This window comes from Sorangium sp. So ce131 (assembly GCF_051519095.1).
Taxonomy (GTDB): Bacteria; Myxococcota_A; Polyangia; order Polyangiales; family Polyangiaceae; genus Sorangium.
On the sequence record NZ_CP150455.1, the window covers coordinates 17,265 to 36,270 of the forward strand.

Below are 19,006 nucleotides of genomic sequence, written 5' to 3' on the forward strand. Positions count from 1 at the left end.
CCGCCGAGATCGCGCGCAGTTGCAGGGCCCTCGGGGCGAAACACACCGCGAATGTTGACACATCGCGCGACGGGGGCCGAAGATATCCAGCGCCGTCCTCGCTTTCTGGCGCCATCTGAGAGGAGACCCGTTCGTGGCCAGCACCCTTCTCGCCGTAGACGACAGCGTGACCATGCGCAAAGTGCTCGAAATCACCTTTGCGGGTCAGGATTTCCGCGTCGTGACGGCGAGCAGCGCCGACGCTGCGCTGCAGAAGCTCAAGAGCGACAAACCCGACCTGGTGATCGCCGATGTCACGCTCGAGCCGAAGAACGGCTACGAGCTGTGCAAGGCGATCAAGCAGGCCTCACCGGCGACGCCCGTCCTGATCCTGTCGTCCAAGCAGAACCCGTTCGACCCCGCGAAGGGGTCGAGCGCGCAAGCTGACGACCACATGGACAAGCCGTTCGACACGCAGCAGATGATCGACAAGGTCAAGAAGCTGCTCGCGTCGCGCGGCGAGGCGAAGCCGGCCGCGGCCGCGGCGGCCGCTCCCGCAGCGGCGCCCGCGGCCGCGCGCACGCCCGCGGCGCAGCCCGCCGCGGCGCAGCCTGCGGCAGCTCAGCCCGCCGCGGCAGCTCAGCCCGCTGCGGCAGCTCAGCCCGCCGCGGCGACGAGCCCGCTCCAGCGCGCGAAGACGCTCATCTACACCCCCAACGCGCCGGCCACCAACGCGGCCCCGGCTCAGGCCTCGGCCCGGACGGCGCCCAGCGCCTCGCCGAACGTCCCGGTGACGACGACGATGGCGTTCACGCCGACGCCGGTCTCCGGCGTGCCGAAGACGGCGGCGGGCGGGGCGGTCGCAGCCGCCACCGCCGCGCAGCTCAATGGCGGGGTCGCGAGCAAGCTCGAGGGCCTTGGCCTCACCGCGGAGCAGGTGGACGCCGTGATGGCGCTCTCCCGCGAGGTCGTGGAGCGCGTGGTCTGGGAGGTCGTGCCGGTCCTCGCGGAGACGATCATCAAGGAAGAGATCGCGCGCCTGACGAAGTAGCCGCGCGCCGCGGCGTGGATCGCCGCGCGGGGGGGCCCCGCGGCTTTTCCCGGCGACGCGGAGTTGCTAGGCCAGGGCTGCGCCCCGGTTCGCGATCGGCGCAGCCATGAGCGACACGCACGACAAGGGCAGCGGTGCGCCCGAGGGCAGCCGCGAGCAGGCGACCGCGATCGACGAGGCCGACGCCGAGGAAGCGCGGCTCGTCCCGCAGGGCAACCCGCTGCGCCTGCGCGGCGCAGCCGTGTTCGCCGCGGGCGCGCTCGCGGCGTTCGTCGTCATGGCGCTCGCGCCGCAGTACCGCTGGGGTGTCCCGCTCGGCGCGCTCGCGGTCGCCGTCGCGACGCTCGGGCTCCTCGACCTGCTCGGCACGTTCGACGATCCGCCCGAGCGCGTCGCCGCGAGCGTCGGCGTCCGCGCGCTGCTCGGTCCGCTCGTGTTGCTCGGGGGCGCGCTCGCGGCGCTCTTCGCCCTGATCGCGCTCAGCGTGGCGGGGTACCTCCCGCCGACCCCTTTCTCGGGTGACGGCGCGCCCCCGCTGGCCTCGCTGGCGGCGTCGGCCGTCGCGATCCCCGCCGCGTTCCTCGCGGCGGTGGTCGGCGCCTTCCGGCTGTTCGAGCGCCTCGGCCCGTACCGGGTCGACGAGTCGGGCGCGCCGCGCCCCCTGCACCGGCGGCACGGCTTCTGGCTCGTCACCCTCGTCACGTTGCTCTACCTGCCCATGCTCGGGAGCCACTCGCTCACCGATCCGTGGGAGACGCACTACGGCGAGGTCGCGCGCGAGATCCTGGCGAGGAACGACTGGATCTCCCTCTGGTGGGCGCAGGACGGCTGGTTCTGGTCGAAGCCGGTGCTCGACTTCTGGATGCAGGCGCTCGCCATGGCCGCGTTCGGGGTCCGCTACCGCTCCGGGGAGATGCTCTCGGCCGCCGCGGAGGGGCGCACGCCGTGGCCGGAGTGGGCGGTCAGGCTGCCCATCTTCGCGCTGACGCTCATCGCCGCGGTCCTGCTCTACAAGGCGATCGCGAGGACCTTCAGCCGCCGCGCGGGGCTGCTCGCCGGCGTCGTGCTCGCCACGATGCCGCAGTGGTTCCTCGTCTCTCACCAGACCATGACGGACATGCCGTTCGTCGCGACGATGTCCGCGGCGATGGCGCTGCTGCTGCTCGGCATCCACACCGACGAGGCCGAGGAGGCGCGCGTCTACCGGGTCGAGCTCGGCCGGCTCAAGGTGGGCCTCTCCGCCTACCACCTCGTGCTCGGGGCCATCATCGCCTGCGCGTTGCCGCAGATCCTCTACCTGCTCTCGCGCCACGTGGAGATCAGCCCGGCGCCCTTCGACGTGAAGCTCCACCGGGACGTCTTCAGCGCGGGCTCGCCGGGCAACTGCGAGCTCCCCGGCAACGAGGCCTGCCGCGCGTTCCTGCCCGTGTTGCCCGGCCTGCAGCCCGTGCTGCAGGCGCTCATCTGGGCGCAGACGCTCGGGATCGTCCTCTACGCCAGCTGGGGCGAGCGGCGCCTCCAGCGGCTCCTCTTCCTCGCGGCGTGGTTCTTCGCTGCCCTGTCCACGATGGCGAAGGGGCCGGCCGGCTTCGGTCTCCCGGTGCTCTGCGCGCTCGCCTACGTCGTCGTCTCCCGCCGGTACCGCGACCTGCTCAGGATGGAGATCCCCGTCGGCCTGCTCGTGCTCGCCTGCGTCGCGTTGCCCTGGTTCATCGCGATGTACGCGCGGCACGGCCAGCCCTTCACCGACCGGCTCCTGTTCCACGACATGTTCAAGCGCGCCTTCACCCACGTGCACGACACGAACGAGGGCGACGACGTGAGCTTCCGCTACTACGTGTGGCAGCTCGGCTACGCGATGTTCCCCTGGACGGGGCTCGTGCCCGCCGCGCTCGTAGGGTGGCTCCGGCGGCGCGAGGGGGGGATCACGACGGCGGGCGGCATGACGACGGCGGGGGGAGACACGAGCAGCTCCGGCTCGGCCGACGCCCGGAAGACCGACGCCTCGGTGTTTCTGGGGATGTGGTTCCTCTTCGGCTTTGCGCTCTTCTCGCTGATGCTGACGAAGTTCCACCACTACATCCTGCCGGCCATCCCGCCGGCGGCGATGCTCACGGGGATCCTGCTCGACGACATGCTGCGCCTGGAGGGCGCGGGGGGGCTCGTGCGTCGCCTCGACGGGGCCGCCTTGCCGGCGCTCTCGGCGCGCGCCCGCGCGGCGGTCGGCTACGAGCGCGCGATGCTCGGGGCCGTCGCGATCGCCGCCGCGATCCTGGTCTTCTTCGTCGGACGTGACCTCGCGATGGCGCGCGAGGGGCAGCCGAGCCAGGCGAGGCTGCTGCACCTGTTCACGTACAACTACAAGCGCCCCTGGCCGCCGTCGCTCGACTTCTCCGCGGCGCTGTGGGCCTTCACCGCCGGCGCTGCGGCGCTGACCTTCCTGCTGGGGGTCGCGCGGCTCCGCCGCCACGTCCTTTACGCCCTCCTCTCGCTCGCCGTCGTGTTCACGGCCTGGGGGCTGGACGTGTACTTCGTGCGCACGTCGCCGCACTGGGGCCAGCGCGAGACGTTGCTCGCCTACGTGCGCGCGAGCCGCGAGGTTCCGGGGCCGCTCGTCGCCTACCAGATGAACTGGAAGGGCGAGAACTTCTATGGCGGCAACAGGCTGGCGACCTTCGTGTCCACCGGAAAGAAATTCCAGGACTACATCAATGAGCAGAAGAAGAAGGGCGTGAAGACCTTCTACTTCGTCACCGAGCACGGGCGCACCAACTCGCTCTCGAACGAGCTCGGCGGCCCCCGCATTTTCGAGAAGCTCACTTCCCTGGAGCTCAACAACAAATTCCTCGTGGTTCGCGCAACCTTCGAGTGAGCCGGACGGCGGCTGTTCTCGCGCGCTCTCAGCCCACCGGGCTGTCCAGCTGTGCTGCTGTACACCTGCTCCGCCGTGAGGAGAGCTGTTGCGGCGTGCGACAGCTGCGCCGTCAGGAGGGGCCTTGCACGTCTGTCGTCGTGAACGCGCAATAACGCAAGGAGATCCCCGTATTGATGGTCCAAGTGTCCGAAATTATTGCAAGAAGGTGCGGGCACGCCTCCTGCTCTATCCGTGGGCGAGCGTCGCAGCGGAGACCTTCCCCCCCCCAGGTCCGCTGTGACGCTTTTTTGATTTCATAGGCCTCACAAGAGCTGCTCCGCGCAGCGCGAGCTTTTGCTGCGCTGGGTCGGCGGCGCCAGGCCTTCTGTCTCGGGATCTCGCTGCGCGGCGGGCTGGCCCCGCCGCGCGTCGCGCAGCGCCGGGGCTAACCGGCGGCGGCAGCGCCGGCCTGCTGGGCGGCAGCGAAATGGCGATCCAGCGCGTCCAGGAGCCCCGGCACGGTGCTCACCTCGGCGGTCACGCCGACCCGGAGCCCTCGCTTCTCGGCCGTCGCGGTCGTGATCGGTCCGATGCTCGCGACGAGCACGCGCTCGAGCCGCGCCGGGGCGACGTCGCCGAGCAGGTCGCAGAGGCTGTCGACGGTGCTGCTCGACGTGAGCAGCACGACGTCGATCTGCGCCGCGTCCAGCGCCTGGAGCAGCTCCTCCCGGCGCTCGGCCGACGCGGGGCGGGTCTCGTAGACGGGCACCACGTCGACCTCGCAGCCGGCCGCGCGCAGCCGCTCGGGGAGCACCTCGCGGGCCACGAGCGCGCGCGGGATCAGGACCCGGACCGGCGAGGACGCCCCCCGGCGGTCGGCCAGCACGGGGTCGGCGAGGATGGCCTGCGCGAGCTCCTCCCCGCGGAACTCCTTCGGGACGATGTCGGCCCGGACGCCGCGCCCGGCGAGCGCCGCGGCGGTCCCGACGCCGATCGCGGCGAGGCGCGCCGCGCCGAAGGCGCGCGCGTCGAGGCCGAGCCGGTCGAGCTCCGTGAAGAAGCAAGCCACCCCGTTCTCGCTCGTGAACACGACCGCGTCGTAGCGGCGCAGCCCGCGCGCCGCCTCGGTCACGCGCGCCGGGTCGGGCGGCGGGTGGATCTCGATGGTCGCGAGCTCCACCGCCTCGGCGCCCCGCAGGCGGAGCAGCCTCGACGTCGAGCGCGCCTGGTGGCGCGGCCGGGTCACGAGCACCCGCTTGCCGAACAGCGGCTTCCGGTCGAACCAGCGCAGCGCGTTGCGCAGGCCCGTGACGGCGCCGACCACGATCACCGCCGGGCTCGTCAGCCCCTCGTCCCGCGCGCGGCGGGGCAGCTCGTCGAGGCGGCCCGAGACCACGCGCTGCTCGGCGCGGGTGCCCCACTGGATCGCGGCGGTCGGCGTCGACGGGTCGCGGCGCCCCGGCCCGATCAGCCCCTCGACCACCGCCTCCAGCGCCTGCATGCCCATCAGGACGCAGATGGTTCCGCGCACCGAGGCGAGCTCGCTCCAGTCGAAGGGCCTGCCCGCCCGGGTGACGCCGCTGACGAACATCACGCTGGAGGCGATGTTCCGGTGCGTCACCGAGATGCCGGCGTACGCCGTCGCGCCGAGCGGAGAGCACACGCCCGGCACGACCTCGAAGGGCACCCCGGCCCGCGCGAGCGCCTCCGCCTCCTCCGAGCCGCGCCCGAACAGGAACGGATCGCCGCCCTTCAGGCGGACGACGCTGCGGCCCGCGAGCCCGAGCGCGACGAGCTCCGCGTCGATCTCGGCCTGCTTCGCGTCCTTCAGGACGCGATCGCCGCCGCGCTTGCCCACCGAGCGCACCTCGGCGCCCTCCCGCACCCCGCGCAGCAGCGCGGGATGGACGAGCTCGTCGTGCAGCACGACCTCGGCCGTGGCGAGGAGCTCCGCCCCGCGCAGCGTGAACAGCCCGGGATCCCCCGGGCCCGCGCCGACGAGGTACACGACGCCCCGCCTGGCCGCGCCCGGCGCGTCCCCAGCGAGCGACGCGGGCGCGACGCCGTGGCCGCCGTCGGAAGGGTCGAACCCCCCGGGCAGCGCCGTCAAACTGCCGTCGTTCTCTCGTTCATTCATGGCAGACGTTGATTGTCATAGCGATTCTGCGGTTAGGTTGACCCGGTGCGTTAGAGGTATAGAATCGCACCCGCTCGATTCAACGCCCGACGGTTTCTGGAGACCATTCGATGAGATCTGTGAAACTGTTCGATGAACTGCTGAGCGCGGAGCGCGGCTTTCCAGACCGGTGGTACGTCAGCAACGGGGAGCAATCGGTCGGGCCCGTCAGCCTCGACCAGCTCGCGCGCGGCATCGAAAGTGGAATGGTCCCGCTGGACAGCTTCGTCCGCAATGACGCATGGACCGTCTGGTGCCCGCTCTCCGACATTGCAATGGTCACGGTCGTGGCCTCCGGGGCGCCCGCGCAGCGGCCGGACGAGCCTTGTCCATCCGATGACGACGACGTGGATCCGCCATCGTCCACCCAGCCGTTGACCTCGACTCGCCACGCGCCGCCGGGGCACGCCGCCAGGCAACCTGGCGCAGCGCCGCGGTGAGCGAGGTCGGCGCGCTCGGCCGGCGTCCAGGGTGAGCGGCGTGAGCGGCGCGAGCGGCGTGAGCGGCGCGGGCGCGCTGGTGCGCCCGGCCCGGCGGAGCGGGGGCGGCCTGGCGAGGGGAGGGCGAAGGCCTGTTTCATACGGGCGATCGGGCGCACCCTAGCCGATTCGCGGCGCGCCGGCGATCCACGGCGTTCGCGCGTCGCCCGGGCCGGCCCCCAGCGGGCGACGGGCTGCTATGCTCCGCCGCCGTGTTCCCCACGAAGAGACCGCGCAGGCTCCGGCGTTCGCCCGCCATCCGCGCCCTGGTGCGCGAGACGTCCCTCAACCCGGGGGATTTCATCCTCCCCCTCTTCTTCAACGAGGTGCTCGACGCGCCTCGCCCGATCGGGACGATGCCGGGCGTCTCGCAGCTGCCGGTGAGCGCCGCTGCGGCGCAGGCGCGGCTCTGCAAGGAGCTCGGGGTCGGCGGCGCGCTCCTGTTCGGGCTCCCGCGGACCAAGGACGCCTCGGGCTCGAGCGCCTACGACGCGGACGGACCTGTCCCACGCGCGGTGAAGGCGATGAAGGACGCCGTGCCGGAGCTGCTCGTGATCACGGACGTCTGCGTGGACGAGTACACCGACCACGGCCACTGCGGCCTGCTCCGGCAAGACCCGTCAGGCGCGGTGGACGTCGACAACGACGCCACCCTGGGGGTGCTCGCGCGGGCGGCGGTGGTCCACGCCAAGGCGGGGGCCGACGTGGTCGCGCCGAGCGACATGATGGACGGCCGCGTCGCGGCCCTCCGGCGCGCCCTCGACGAGGAGTCGCTGACGGGGACGGCGATCCTCTCCTACGCCGTGAAGTACGCGTCCGGCTTCTACGGGCCGTTCCGCGAGGCGGCCGACTGCGCGCCCAAGTTCGGGGACCGGGCGGGCTACCAGATGGACCCCGCGAACGCCCGCGAGGGCCTGCGCGAGGCGGCGCTCGACGAGGAGGAGGGGGCCGACATGCTCATGGTCAAGCCGGCGCTCGCCTACCTGGACGTCATCGCCCGCGTGCGCGAGGCGACGACGCTGCCGCTCGGCGCCTACAACGTCAGCGGCGAGTACGCGATGATCAAGGCGGCCGCGGAGCGCGGGATGATCGACGAGAAGCGGGCGGTGCTCGAGCTGCTCACGTCGATCCGGCGCGCCGGGGCGGATTTCATCCTGACGTACCACGCGCTCGACGCGGCGCGCTGGCTCGGCTGAGCCATGCGGGGCCACGGCGCAGACGGCGCGGCTGCGCGGCGCGCGAGGTGGGCCGCCGCGTGTGCTGTGGGAGCGCTGGCCGCGCTCGCGACGGGGTGCGGGCCGAGCACGTGTGATCGATCGCTCGAGGCGAATCCACCCGTGACCTACACGGGCGGCGAGCCGGTCGGCGGCGAGTACATGAGCTCGGCGTGGGACGGCGACGACGACGGGGACGGGGAGGTCGGTCCCGAGGAGGGTCTCCTCTACTTCCCCGGCGGGATGCGGTACGACATCCGGCACAAGCTCGGCAGGGTCCCGCGCTCCGTGGAGATCTACCTCTCGTTCGATCGCGACGGCACGCGCTCGGGCACCGTGGCGCACGCGGCCGGCAACCAGGCGGAGGTGCGCTGCGTCGACGAGCAGTCGATCATCGTCGTGAACGGCAGCTGCTCGGAGTACTGGCTGCTGGTCGTCGCGTCCGCCGGCGACGACGGCGGCGGCGAGGAGGCGCCTCCCGCGGACGAGGGCGCGCCGGGGCGATGCCGCCAGGAGATCCCGTCGCCGTAGCGCGGCGCGCGGCGCGCGGCGTGCGGCGTCGCAACCCGCCGCGCTACGCCTGCGTCGCCGCGGCCTGGCGCGCGAACTGGAGGCGGTAGAGCTTGCTGTAGACGCCGTCGGCGGCGAGCAGGTCCTCGTGGGTGCCTTGCTCGACGACGCAGCCCTTGTGGAAGACGACGATCCGATCGACGGCGCGGATCGTCGAGAGGCGGTGGGCGATGATCAGCGCGGTGCGCCCCGCCATGGCGCCCTCGAGCGCGCGCTGGAGGCGGGCCTCGGTGTCGCTGTCGACGTTGGCCGTGGCCTCGTCCAGGATGAGGACCGGCGGGTCGCGGTAGAGGGCGCGGGCGAAGGCGATGAGCTGGCGCTCGCCCGCGCTGAAGTTGCTGCCGCGCTCGAGCACCACGGCGTCGAGCCCGTGCTCACGGCGCTCGAAGAGGTCGAGGGCGCCGATGCGGCTCAGGGCGCTCACCACCTTCGCGCGATCGGGCGTCGGATCGCCGGCCGCGATGTTGGTCAGCACCGTGCCGGGGAACAGGAACACGTCCTGCGGGACAACGGCGAACTTGCGGCGGAGCTCGTCGCGCGGGTACGCGCGGACGTCGCGGCCGAAGACCCGGACGCAGCCCTCCTCGACGTCGTAGAGGCGGAGCAGCAGCGACGCCACGGTGCTCTTGCCGGCGCCGGTCGCGCCGACCAGCGCGATCTTCTCGCCGCTCTTCGCCGCGATGGAGACGTGCCGCAGCACGTTCACGCTCGGCTTGTAGCCGAACACGACGTCATCGAGCTCGAACGCGACGGCCTCGTCCGCGGCCATCGCCGCGCCGGTACAGCTCGGGTCCGCCGGCGCCGCGGTCGCGTCCTCGTCCCGGTTGTCGAGCAGCTCGAAGATGCGCTCCGCGCCCGCCATCGCGGACTGCAGCAGCGTGTACCGCGCCGAGAGATCGCGGATCGGGACGAAGAACATGTCGATGTACGCGACGAAGGCGAAGAGCGTCCCGAACGAGATCTGATCCGAGATGCTCTTCACGCCGGCGTACCAGAGCACCGCGGCGATGCAGACGCTCGAGACCATCTCGATGGCGGCGTCGAGGGTCGCGTCGAGCACGATGGAGCGGTTGTTCGCGCTGCGGTAGGCCGCGTTGATCTCGTCGAACTCCTCGGCCGAGCGCTCTTCCCGGGCGTAGGCCTGCACGACGGCCATCCCGGACACCTGCTCGTTGAGGTACGCGTTCATCCTGGCCGTCTTCGCCCGCACCTCGCGGAAGGCGTCGCGGATCCGCCGCCGCGTCCAGTTGACGCCGAGGGCGACGGGGGGCACCGCGGCGAAGGCGAGCAGCGACATGCGCCAGTCCATCGACACCATGATCGCCACGATGACCGCGAGCCGGATGAGATCGCCGAAGGCGTTGAGCGCGCCGGACGCGAACATCTCGCCGACCGCGTCGACGTCGTTCGTCACCCGCGTCACGAGGCGGCCGACCGGCGTGCGATCGAAGAACCCGAGGCGGCGGGTGTGCAGGAAGGCGAAGACGCGCTCGCGCAGATCGGCCATCGCGCGCGCGCCGGCGAGCTGCATCAGGTAGAGCTGCGGGAACGCGAGCGACTGCTCGAGGAGCATGACGCCCGTGAGCAGGAGGCCGTAGCGCGTGAGGAGCTCGGCCCCGCCCGGCGCGCCGAAGGAGTCGAGCGCGTCGCGCATGATGAGCGGCCGCAGCAGCGCCAGGAGGGCGGTGACGATGAGCAGCGCGAGCGAGAGCGCGAGGTGCTTGCCCTGCGGCCGCACGAAGGGCCACAGCCGCAGCAGCATGCGCGCGTCGTACGCCTCCCCGAGCTGCGCCTCCTCGTGGAAGCGGTTCAGCACGTCCTCGGTGCGGCGTGAGCCCTTCGCCCCGGAGCCCCGCGCCGGCGCCGGCTTCGAGGGCCGCGGCGGGCTCCCGGCCGCCTCGCCCGCAGCCGCCGCGCCGCCGGGCTCCGCGCGCTGCGCGGCGCTTGGCCCCACGCTCGATCCCACGCTGGATTCCACGCTGGATTCCACGCTCGAGCTCACGCTCGGCCTCACGCTCGATTGCGTCACGAGATCCCCATCCGCTGCGAGGTCGGCAGCGCCTCGAAGGTCGCGAGGTCGTCTTCGAGCTGCTGCTCCTCGGCGAACGACGCGTAGAGCCCGCCGGCGCGGACGAGCTCGTCGTGCGTGCCGCGCTCCAAGACCTTGCCCTGATCGAGCACGATGATCGCGTCGCACCGCCGCGCGGCCGCGACCCTGTGCGTGATCAGGATGACGGTCCGCCGCGCGGCCTGCCGCTCGATCGCCGCGAGGATGGCCTGCTCCGTCTTCGCGTCGACGGCCGAGAGCGGATCGTCGAGGACGAGGACGCTCGGCTCGCGGATGAGCGCGCGCGCGAGCGCGACGCGCTGGCGTTGACCGCCGGACAGCTGCACGCCCCGCTCGCCGACCACGGTGTCGAAGCCGTCCGGCAGCGAGAGCACCTCGTTCAGCACCTCGGCCTCGGCCGCGGCGGCGCGGATGGCGTCGCACGACGCCGGCGAGTCGGGATCGTCGAGCGAGTAGCCGATGTTGCGCGCGACGGTGGTCGAGAACAGGAAGGCGTCCTGCTGCGCGTAGCCGATGCTCTCGCGCACCGTCTCCAGGGGCAGATCGCAGATGTCGACGCCGTCGAGGAACACGGCGCCGCGCGGCGTCGGCATGAGCCGGGCGAGCAGGGTGGCGATGGTGCTCTTGCCCGAGCCGGTGCGCCCCACGATCGCGAGCGAGCGGCCGGCCTCGATCTCGAAGCTCACCCCGTCGACCACCTTCCGGGCGCCGTAGGCGAACGCCAGATCCTTGACCGTGACGGCGCCGCGGACGACCTCGGGGCGGGGCAGCGGGCCGCTCACGACCTCGGGGATCGCCTCGAAGATCGTCTTGAGCCGCGCGTACCCGGCGCGGCCGCGCTGGACGATCGCGGCGACGAAGCCGAGGGCGAGCATCGGCCAGGTGAGCCGCAGCAGCGCGAGCCAGAACGAGACGAAGTCGCCCTTCGTCATCCGCCCGTCCAGCACGAGCTGGCCGCCGTACCAGAAGACGACGAGCACGCCGACCGAGCTGATCGCCCCCATGAGCGGCCCCATCGAGCCGCGCAGCTTGGCGAGGGAGAGGCTCTTCTCGAGGTAGGCCTTGTTCGTGCCGGCGAACGCGGCCATCTCGGACGCCTCGAGCGCGAACGAGCGGACGACCCTGACCCCGGCGAGGCTCGCGAGGACGCGGTCGCTCATCGCGCCGATCGCCTCCTGGTTCTCGCGCGTGCGCACGAAGAGCCTGGTCGAGAACGACCGGGTGACGAGCATCAGCAGGGGCATCGTGACGACCGCCGCCACCGTGAGCTCCCTCGAGATGTTGAGCATGACGTACAGGGCGCTCGAGAAGGCGAAGAGCGAGCCGACGACGTTCAGCAGGCCGAAGCCGAGCAGCAGCCGGACCTGCGTCAGATCGTTCGTCGCCCGGCTCATGATCTCGCCGGTCGCCATCTTGCGGAAGAAGGCGGGCCCCAGCTTGTGCAGGCGCGCGAGCAGGATCGCCCGGAGCTCGTACTCGACGTTGCGGCCGGCCGTGAAGATGGTGACCCGCGAGAAGACCCGCATGACCGCGGCGCTCACGCTCACCCCGAGCATGATGAGCGCCGCCCGCGACGCCTCGCCCGACTGGAGCTTCACGGCGGCGTCGACGGCGTCCTTCACGAGGAAGTCTCGCTTCGCCATGAGGAGCTGCTGCGCCGCGAGCAGCGCAGCGCCGGCGAGGTAGAACGGGAGCTTGTCGCGGAACTGAGCGCCGAGCTCGACGGGGTAGGTTGAGGGATCGCGCTTGGCCATTGCAGGGGAGCCGCGCGGACGACGCTCAGCGCGCCTTGCGCGGCGTCGGGGCGAGCGGCTTGCGGTGCGATGTGGAGAGGGCAGGGCGTTCTTTGCCGTCGATCACGAGCTCGAGATCATCGAGCTCGAGCCGCGTCGAGAGCAGGCCGAGCAGGACCCTCGCCCCCCCTCGACCGTCGAGCTCGCTCACGACGCCGACCTTGTCGCCGAAGGGCCCTCGCCGGACGCGGACGCGGCTGCCCTTCTCGATCACGCCGCCCTTCGCGGGCTCCGTCGCGGCCTTCGCGGCGGCGTCCGGCTCGCCCGACGGCGCTCGTTGCGCCCGCTGCGCGGGCTCGGCCGAGGGCCTCTGGGGGGCGTCGGCCTTCGCGTGCTGATCCGCGTCGGCGTGCTGCGCCCGCCGGACCGGCGCGCCGACGTCGCCGGCGTGCTTCGGCCCGGGCCGCGGCTCGCCGCGACCGCCGCCGGGGCCGCTCGTCGACTTGAACAACGTCGCCAGCGTCGGCCGGCGCGCGGGGAGCGCGGCCTCGACGCGCTCGTCGCCGCGCGCCCTGGCCTGCTCCATCGAGCGCTCGCGCGCCCTGGCCTGCTCGGAGCGCCACCGCTCGTTCTCGGCCTCGAGCTCGGCGTGGGCGCGCGCCCGCTCCTGCTCGATGCCCTCGAGCTTGCGGTCGAGCGCGATGTGATCGTTCGCGCGCGACCACGCGACCAGCCGGTAGATGGGGGCGAGCGCGACGATCGCGTCCTCGAGCTGCTCGTCGAGGATGTCGGCGTGCTCGATCGCAGTCTCGCGCGCGACGGACCAGCCGATCCAGAGCGGCACCTGCCCGTCGGCGGCGCGGCGGAGCATCTCCGCGATCGCGTCGGGCGTGGCCGCGCTGCAGGCCACGCGATCGCCGCCGCCGGCGCCGAAGGAGAACTGCTCCGGCAGCGCGTGCAGCGCGCTCGCCAGCTCGGCCGCGAGCGGCGAGGCGTGCTCGCCCGTCGCCGCCTCGGCCGCCGCGAGGCGCGCCCGGAGGTTGTCGACGTCGACCTTCGCGTCCGGGTGCACCGCGAAGCACACCTCGACCTCGCCCTCGGAGAGGCGCAGCGCCAGGAAGGCGTGCCGCGTGAACGGGCTCGGATCGTCGATGGCCTCGGAGATCGAGCGGCCTCGATCGAGGAGGCGATCGAGCTCGTCGCGCGCCGCCTGGTCGCGCCAGAAGAAGACCCACTGGCAGTCGGCCCGGTGCTTGTTGCGGATCGACGGGTGCTCGTCGGAGCCGTGCACGTCGACCGAGATGCCGAGCTCGGCGAGCCGGGCGACGACGCCGCGCGCCCAGGCGAGCGCGCGCTGCTTCACCTCGAGCCGGGGGCGCGAGTAGGCCTTCGAGGTCGCTTTCTCCGCGGCGTACGCGTCGAAGTCACGAGCGGTGAGGTGCAGGGAGGGATGGCTCATTGCTTCGACTGGTCGCGAGGCGCGGCGTGGGCGGGTGTGGCCGTTGGTCCGTGGCGGGAGGCGCAGCGCTCCCGGTGAAAGTCGCGCGGATGGTATCTTGAGGAGGCTCGAAATCAAATCCTCCACACGGCGCGATGGACCCCGGGATCGATCCCGGAGACGCGCGGTCGGGGCACGCTTGACCGCCCAGACAACCATGTCACCGTAGGCACTCCCGTGCCCCATGAAGAGGGCGATCCCACCGAGTTCATCCAGATCCCCGCATAATACGCGCTGCTCCGGCGCAGCGGGGGCGGCTCCCGGGCGCTCTGGTCGCCTTCTCCAACCTAGGCCACCCGAGCACCAAGCACCCGAGCCCGTGAGCCTGCGAGGCCCGTCGGCCTGACGAAAGAGGAATCATGGAACAGCATCGAGACGAGCACATTGTCTGCGCGAGCTGCGGCACGTCGTTCCTGTTCTCGGCCGCAGAAGCCGCCGTGTACGCCGAACGGAAGCTCGCGGCCCCGCCGAAGCGGTGCCGGACTTGCCGCCGCGCACGGAAGGACAATCGAGGGGATCACGAGGGCGCGCCGGCCCGCGCCGCCCAGCCCCACCGCGCTGGCCCGGCCCGGAGCGCCGGGGGGTTCCGCGGCGCCGCGCGCGGCGATGGACGGCCGCAGAAGCCCCGCTACACCGGCGACGTGAACGAGTACCGGAGCCCGATGCAGGACGCGTACTCGGGGCTGACGCCCGCCTGGACGGTGCCGAGCCACTACCACCAGCGGCCGCGCGGCGGCGCGCCCGCCCGCGACGACGGCAACTACCGCGCGCCGTCGTTCGCCGGCGAGCGCCGCGCCGTCGCGCCGAGCCGCGCCGCGGCGCCGCAGCCGCGCGCGCCGCGCACCCGTCCGATGTTCTCGATCACCTGCAAGTCGTGCGGCTCCGAGGGCGAGGTCCCGTTCAAGCCGGTCGAGGGCCGCGACGTGTTCTGCCAGGCGTGTTACCGCGCGCGCAAACCTTCCTGAGCTCCCCGCCATGACGCACGGCGCGCGCGCCGTGCGCGGCGTGAGCACCAGGCGCCGCGCGCGCCTCCTCAGAGGCTGATCTCGCAGGCGAGCTCGGAGGTGAAGCCGAGCTCGCCGAGCGTGATCGTGACCTTCACGCCGCCGCCGGACGCGCGCCGCGCCGTCTCCTCGACCATCCCCACGACCCACAGCCGGAGCGGCAGCGACGCGGGGTCGAAGTCGCCGATGTGCAGCGTGACCCTGCCCGTCGGCCCGGTCGCGACGCGCCACGAGCCGAACGTGAAGAGCCGCGACCAGATCGAGGTCCCGCGGCGCATGAGCGACGCGATGTCGGTCAGCGGGCGGGCGAACAGCGTGCGCACGAGGCTGTGCAGCTCGCCGCCGACGGCGAGCCGGCCGATGTCGCGCCAGCGCTCGAGATCGCGCAGCACGAGCGAGGTCGCGAGCTCCATGTACGCGTCGAGCGCCTCGAGGTCGTACCCGACGAGCGCGTTGATCGAGTCGTGCCGGAAGTCGTCGGCGTAGCGGAGCGGCATCTGCGACACGACCTCGTCGCGCGCGCTCCTCCCGTACTCGTCGACGATGGTGCGATCGACGCTCCGCAGGACGGGGCCGCGCACATGGTACTGGCCCGCGAAGCGCGCCGGCAGCGGCCGCACCGGGGTGACGTTGGGCCGCCTCGTCTCGCGCTGGCGGTTCATCAGGCCGCCCAGGTCGGCGCTGCGCACCGTGGGCTCGGACCTGATGCTGATGTCGGCGCTGCGCACGGTCGGGAGCGACTCGCCGCGCTGCGAGAGCAGCGTGGGCTCGGGGCTCCGGCTCCGCAGCACGCTCGAGAGCGTCACGCCGGGCGCGGGCTTCGCCGGCTCCGACGGCCGCATGCCGGGCGGCGCCTCGGTGGGGCGCGCGCCCGAGACGACCGGCGGCGGGATGCGCATCGGCGGCGAGGCGTTCACGTCGAACGACGTGCCGCCGCGCGATCGATCGCGCGACGACGACTGGCGGTCGCGCTCGTTGTCCGGGATGGAGCCCTGGCTCATGGCCATCCGCCGCTGCACGTTGATGAGCCGGCCGAGGGCCATCGTGCGCCGCGGCGGATCCGGCGCGACGCGCTCGAGCTCGCGGACGACGTCGCCCGCGGTCGGGAAGCGCTTCGCGGGATCCTTCTGCAAGAGCCGCTGCACGATCGCCTCGAGCCGCGGGTCGACCGTCACCCCCGCCGAGGCGAGCGTGGGCACCTCCGCGTGCACGACGCGGAACGCCGTCGCCACGGCCGTCGGCGCGCGGAACGGCCGCGTGCCCGTGAGCACCTCGTAGAGCAGGACGCCGACCGAGAAGAGATCGCTGCGCCCGTCGAGCGGCGACTCCCCGGTCGCCTGCTCCGGCGACAGGTAGTCCGGCGTGCCGAACACGACGCCCGTGCGCGTCCGCGGCGACGGGCCGTCGGAGTCGAGCACCTTGGCGATGCCGAAATCGAGCAGGCGGACGACGGCCGAGTTCCGGCTCGGATCGAAGGCGATGAAGATGTTCTCGGGCTTGAGATCGCGGTGGATGATCCCCGCGCGGTGCGCGGCGTCGAGCGCCTCGAGCACGGGGATCGCGACCCCGACGGCGGCCTCCATGTCGAGGCGGCCGAAGCGCGCGAGCGCCATGCCGAGCGACTCGCCGTCGAGGTGCTCCATCACGATGTAGGGGCCGAGCTCGCCGACGCCCGCGTCGATCACGTCGACGATGTTCGGGTGGCGGATCCGGTTGACCGCCTGCGCTTCCTGGAAGAACCGGTGGGACAGCTCCGAGTTGTCCGCCAGCTCGGGGTGCAGGAATTTGATCGCAACGGCGCGCCCTGCGAGCACGTGCTCCGCCCGGAACACGTCGCCCATGCCGCCCCCGCCGATGCGCTCCGCGAGGCGGTACTTGTTGTCGACGAGGAGGCCGGGGGTCGGGGGTCGAAACGCCATCTGCTGCCGCGGGCGGGCGAGGGACCAAGGTCATGGTCCCCGAGAACCCGCGCCCCTGTAAAGGGTTGGGAGGGATTGCCCTCCCGAAAGACTGATCCTATTCCGCCTGTGCGTGCCGCGGCTAGGCTACGCGCTCCAGGTGTGGGGCGGATCGCAGCGATTGTGCACGCTGCGCGAGGGGCTCACGGCTCGGGCCCGTTCCCCCGCAGCGCGGCGATCCGGCCGGCGATCTCGGCGAACCCGCGCCCCATGGGGTGGGAGGCCACGAACCGCGGCGGCACCGAGAGCTTGCCGAGGTGGGCGCGCACGTTGGCCACCCCGAAGGTCCACGCGAACGCGGCGAAGGCGACGCCGTCGTTGCCGCTGTCGCCCACGAAGGCGTAGCGGTAACGTGCCCGGGTCGGATCCTCTCCGAACCGCTCCGAGAGCAGCCGCACGACGCCCGTGGCCTTGTCGGAAGGGTCGCGGGTGAGGTGGAGGTGGACGCTCGAGAGCAGCGTCCTCACGCCGCGAGCGCGCAGATCGGCGCGCATCCGCGCCACGTCGCCGGACGGTACACGCCGGTGCTCTCCGATGTCGATGGTAACGTCGGTCACTCGCTGATCGTTGTCGTCCGCGAGCGCCGCCGCAGGAAATCGACGCACCATGTCATCGGCGAGCGCGACGAGCTCGGCGCGGCGGGCGCGCCGGACCTCGCGATCCAGCCCGTCGAGCGCGACGATGCGGCCCGCGCTGGCCCCCTTCGGGGGCCCGCCTCGATGCTCGGCCCCGGCGACGGGGGCGGCCGCCTCGCGCACCAGCGCGACGGCGCCGTTCTCGGCGATCGCCGCGTCGAGCGGCCACTGCCGCAGGATCACCTCGCCCCATCCGGCGGGGCGCCCGGTGCAGGCGATCAACGTGAGCCCTGCCTCGCGAAGACGGAAGAGCGCGCGGTACGCGGCCTCGGTGAGCGCGCCGTGATCCAGCACGGTGTCGTCGAGGTCGAAGATCACCCCGGCGAGGGCGCGGGCGGCGTCGTGGGGCAGCAGCGACAGGGGTTCCATGGGCGGTCGGCCTCGGCCGTCAGAGCGCGTCGAGGCGCGCGATCAGGCTCTTCAGGTAGAGCCCTTCGGGGAAGGCGGCGGGGACGGGGTGGTCCCCGCCCTGGAATTGCCGATCGAACACCGCGGCCTGCATGCGCGCCTCGCGCGCGCCGAGCGCGAGCACCCGGGTGAGGTCGTCGAGGCTCACGGCGCTCGAGCAGGAGCAGAGCACGAGGATGCCGCCCGGGCGCGTGGCGCGGCACGCGCTCGCCGCGAGGCGCCGGTACGCGGTGAGCGCCGCGTCCTTCGACGCGCGCGTGCCCGCGAGCTTCGGAGGATCGCAGAGGACGAGGTCGAAGCCCCCGTCCTTCGACGCGCGCTGCAGCGCCTTGCGGGCGTCGTCGCGCGTGAAGGTGATCCGGTCGAGCAGCCCGTTCTCCCGCGCGCACTCTGCCCCGACCTCGATCGCCGTCGCGCTCTCGTCCACGGCGACCACCTCGGTCGCCCCGCCGCGGGCGGCCGCCATGGCGAACGTGCCGACGAAGCAGAACGCGTCGAGCACGCGCCGGTTGTGGGCGAGCTGCTCGACGCGGGTCCGCAGCGTGCGCTGGTCCAGGTAGAAGCCGGTCTTGTGGCCGAGCGCGAGCGGGATCGCGTAGCGCAGCCCTCGCTCCATGAACCGGAGCTGCTCGAGCCCGGCGTCGCCGCGCACCACGCCGGCGTCGGCGGTGAACCCCTCGAGCTTCGCGAGCGCCTCCGGGGTCCTGTCCACGATCGCGCGGGGCGAGAGCGCCGCCTGGAGCGCGTCGAAGATCACCCCCTCGCGGCGCTTGACCCCGATCGTCCCGAGCTGCACGACCACCACGTCGCCGAACACATCGACGATCAGCCCCGGCAGGCCGTCCCCCTCCGCGTGGACGAGCCGGAAGGCGTCGGTCTCGTGGCCGGGCGAGCGCGAGGGCAGGCCGAGCTCGCGGCGGTGGGCGATGGCGCGCTCGATCCGCTGCCGGAACAGGGCCGCGTCGATCGGCCGGTCCTCGCGCGTGTACATGCGCACCGGGATGGCCGAGCGCGGGGTGTAGAGCCCACGACCGAGCACGCTGCCGTAGGGGTCGGTGACCACGACCTCGTCGCCGGCCACCGCGCCGCCCTCGATGCGCGCGATCGCCTGCGCGAACACCCAGGGATGCCCCGACCACACGGGCCGAACATGACCGGGCTTCAACGTAACGATGGGCATGATGGAATCCGATCGCTTTCGATGTGGGCAGGGCCGCCCGCGGAGGCGGCCCTGCCGTGACGTTTGCCGCCGGAGCTAGTACCCTGCGGAACGGCGCGCGTGTGAACCTTCCGCCACAGCGCGCCGTGGCGGCCGATGCACGGCGGCGTGCTTCGTGGCCATGGTGACGACAATCCAGCGAGATGGTCGATGGCATCCC

At 72.6% G+C, this 19,006-nt stretch carries 13 protein-coding genes; 6 read left to right on the top strand and 7 right to left on the bottom strand.

All coding sequences use genetic code 11. From position 1 onward, the window contains the following. The first annotated feature begins 133 nt into the window (after positions 1-133). On the top strand, positions 134-1,030 hold the full coding sequence (locus WMF43_RS00060) for a response regulator transcription factor (protein ID WP_437676435.1): 897 nt from the start codon (positions 134-136) through the stop codon (positions 1,028-1,030). Positions 1,031-1,136: 106 nt separating this feature from the next. Beyond that, the gene (locus tag WMF43_RS00065) at positions 1,137-3,902 is read left to right on the top strand and encodes a glycosyltransferase family 39 protein (protein ID WP_437676437.1); all 2,766 of its coding nucleotides are present in this window, start codon (positions 1,137-1,139) and stop codon (positions 3,900-3,902) included. A 427-nt stretch (positions 3,903-4,329) separates the two neighbouring features. Here the strand turns inward: WMF43_RS00065 and cobA are convergent, their stop codons facing one another. Then, a complete protein-coding gene (cobA, locus tag WMF43_RS00070) occupies positions 4,330-6,021 on the bottom strand; it encodes a uroporphyrinogen-III C-methyltransferase (protein ID WP_437676438.1) in 1,692 nt (563 codons plus the stop codon). A gap of 110 nt (positions 6,022-6,131) precedes the next feature. Between cobA and WMF43_RS00075 the strand changes: the two genes are divergently transcribed. The 3 genes from WMF43_RS00075 to WMF43_RS00085 all read left to right on the top strand — a co-directional run bounded on the left by WMF43_RS00075 (position 6,132) and on the right by WMF43_RS00085 (position 8,284). Beyond that, on the top strand, positions 6,132-6,500 hold the full coding sequence (locus WMF43_RS00075; RefSeq protein WP_437676440.1) for a DUF4339 domain-containing protein: 369 nt from the start codon (positions 6,132-6,134) through the stop codon (positions 6,498-6,500). A 251-nt stretch (positions 6,501-6,751) separates the two neighbouring features. Continuing rightward, a complete protein-coding gene (gene hemB, locus WMF43_RS00080; RefSeq protein WP_437676442.1) occupies positions 6,752-7,735 on the top strand; it encodes a porphobilinogen synthase in 984 nt (327 codons plus the stop codon). A gap of 141 nt (positions 7,736-7,876) precedes the next feature. After that, on the top strand, positions 7,877-8,284 hold the full coding sequence (locus tag WMF43_RS00085) for a hypothetical protein (protein ID WP_437676444.1): 408 nt from the start codon (positions 7,877-7,879) through the stop codon (positions 8,282-8,284). Between the two features lie 43 nt (positions 8,285-8,327). Here WMF43_RS00085 and WMF43_RS00090 read toward each other — a convergent pair whose 3' ends face one another. From WMF43_RS00090 to WMF43_RS00100, 3 genes are read right to left on the bottom strand one after another with little or no spacing between them, the layout of a single operon-like run. Then, positions 8,328-10,301 carry an ABC transporter ATP-binding protein gene (locus tag WMF43_RS00090; RefSeq protein WP_437676446.1) on the bottom strand — a complete coding sequence of 658 codons (1,974 nt, stop codon included), beginning with the start codon at positions 10,299-10,301 and terminating at the stop codon, positions 8,328-8,330. A gap of 47 nt (positions 10,302-10,348) precedes the next feature. Continuing rightward, positions 10,349-12,145: an ABC transporter ATP-binding protein gene (locus tag WMF43_RS00095; protein WP_437676447.1), complete on the bottom strand. Its 1,797-nt coding sequence runs from the start codon at positions 12,143-12,145 to the stop codon at positions 10,349-10,351. Positions 12,146-12,170: 25 nt separating this feature from the next. Then, positions 12,171-13,583 (bottom strand): hypothetical protein, encoded by a 1,413-nt coding sequence (locus WMF43_RS00100; protein WP_437676448.1) that lies wholly within the window; start codon positions 13,581-13,583, stop codon positions 12,171-12,173. 398 nt (positions 13,584-13,981) lie between these two features. Here WMF43_RS00100 and WMF43_RS00105 point away from each other — a divergent pair, with 398 nt between their 5' ends. Continuing rightward, positions 13,982-14,587 (top strand): zinc-ribbon domain containing protein, encoded by a 606-nt coding sequence (locus tag WMF43_RS00105; protein WP_437676450.1) that lies wholly within the window; start codon positions 13,982-13,984, stop codon positions 14,585-14,587. A 68-nt stretch (positions 14,588-14,655) separates the two neighbouring features. Here the strand turns inward: WMF43_RS00105 and WMF43_RS00110 are convergent, their stop codons facing one another. From WMF43_RS00110 to WMF43_RS00120, 3 genes are all read right to left on the bottom strand, one after another. Further along, a complete protein-coding gene (locus WMF43_RS00110; protein WP_437676451.1) occupies positions 14,656-16,545 on the bottom strand; it encodes a serine/threonine-protein kinase in 1,890 nt (629 codons plus the stop codon). Between the two features lie 182 nt (positions 16,546-16,727). Then, positions 16,728-17,588 carry an HAD family hydrolase gene (locus WMF43_RS00115; protein ID WP_437676453.1) on the bottom strand — a complete coding sequence of 287 codons (861 nt, stop codon included), beginning with the start codon at positions 17,586-17,588 and terminating at the stop codon, positions 16,728-16,730. Between the two features lie 19 nt (positions 17,589-17,607). After that, positions 17,608-18,807 (bottom strand): class I SAM-dependent rRNA methyltransferase, encoded by a 1,200-nt coding sequence (locus tag WMF43_RS00120; RefSeq protein ID WP_437676455.1) that lies wholly within the window; start codon positions 18,805-18,807, stop codon positions 17,608-17,610. Positions 18,808-19,006: the final 199 nt, after the last annotated feature.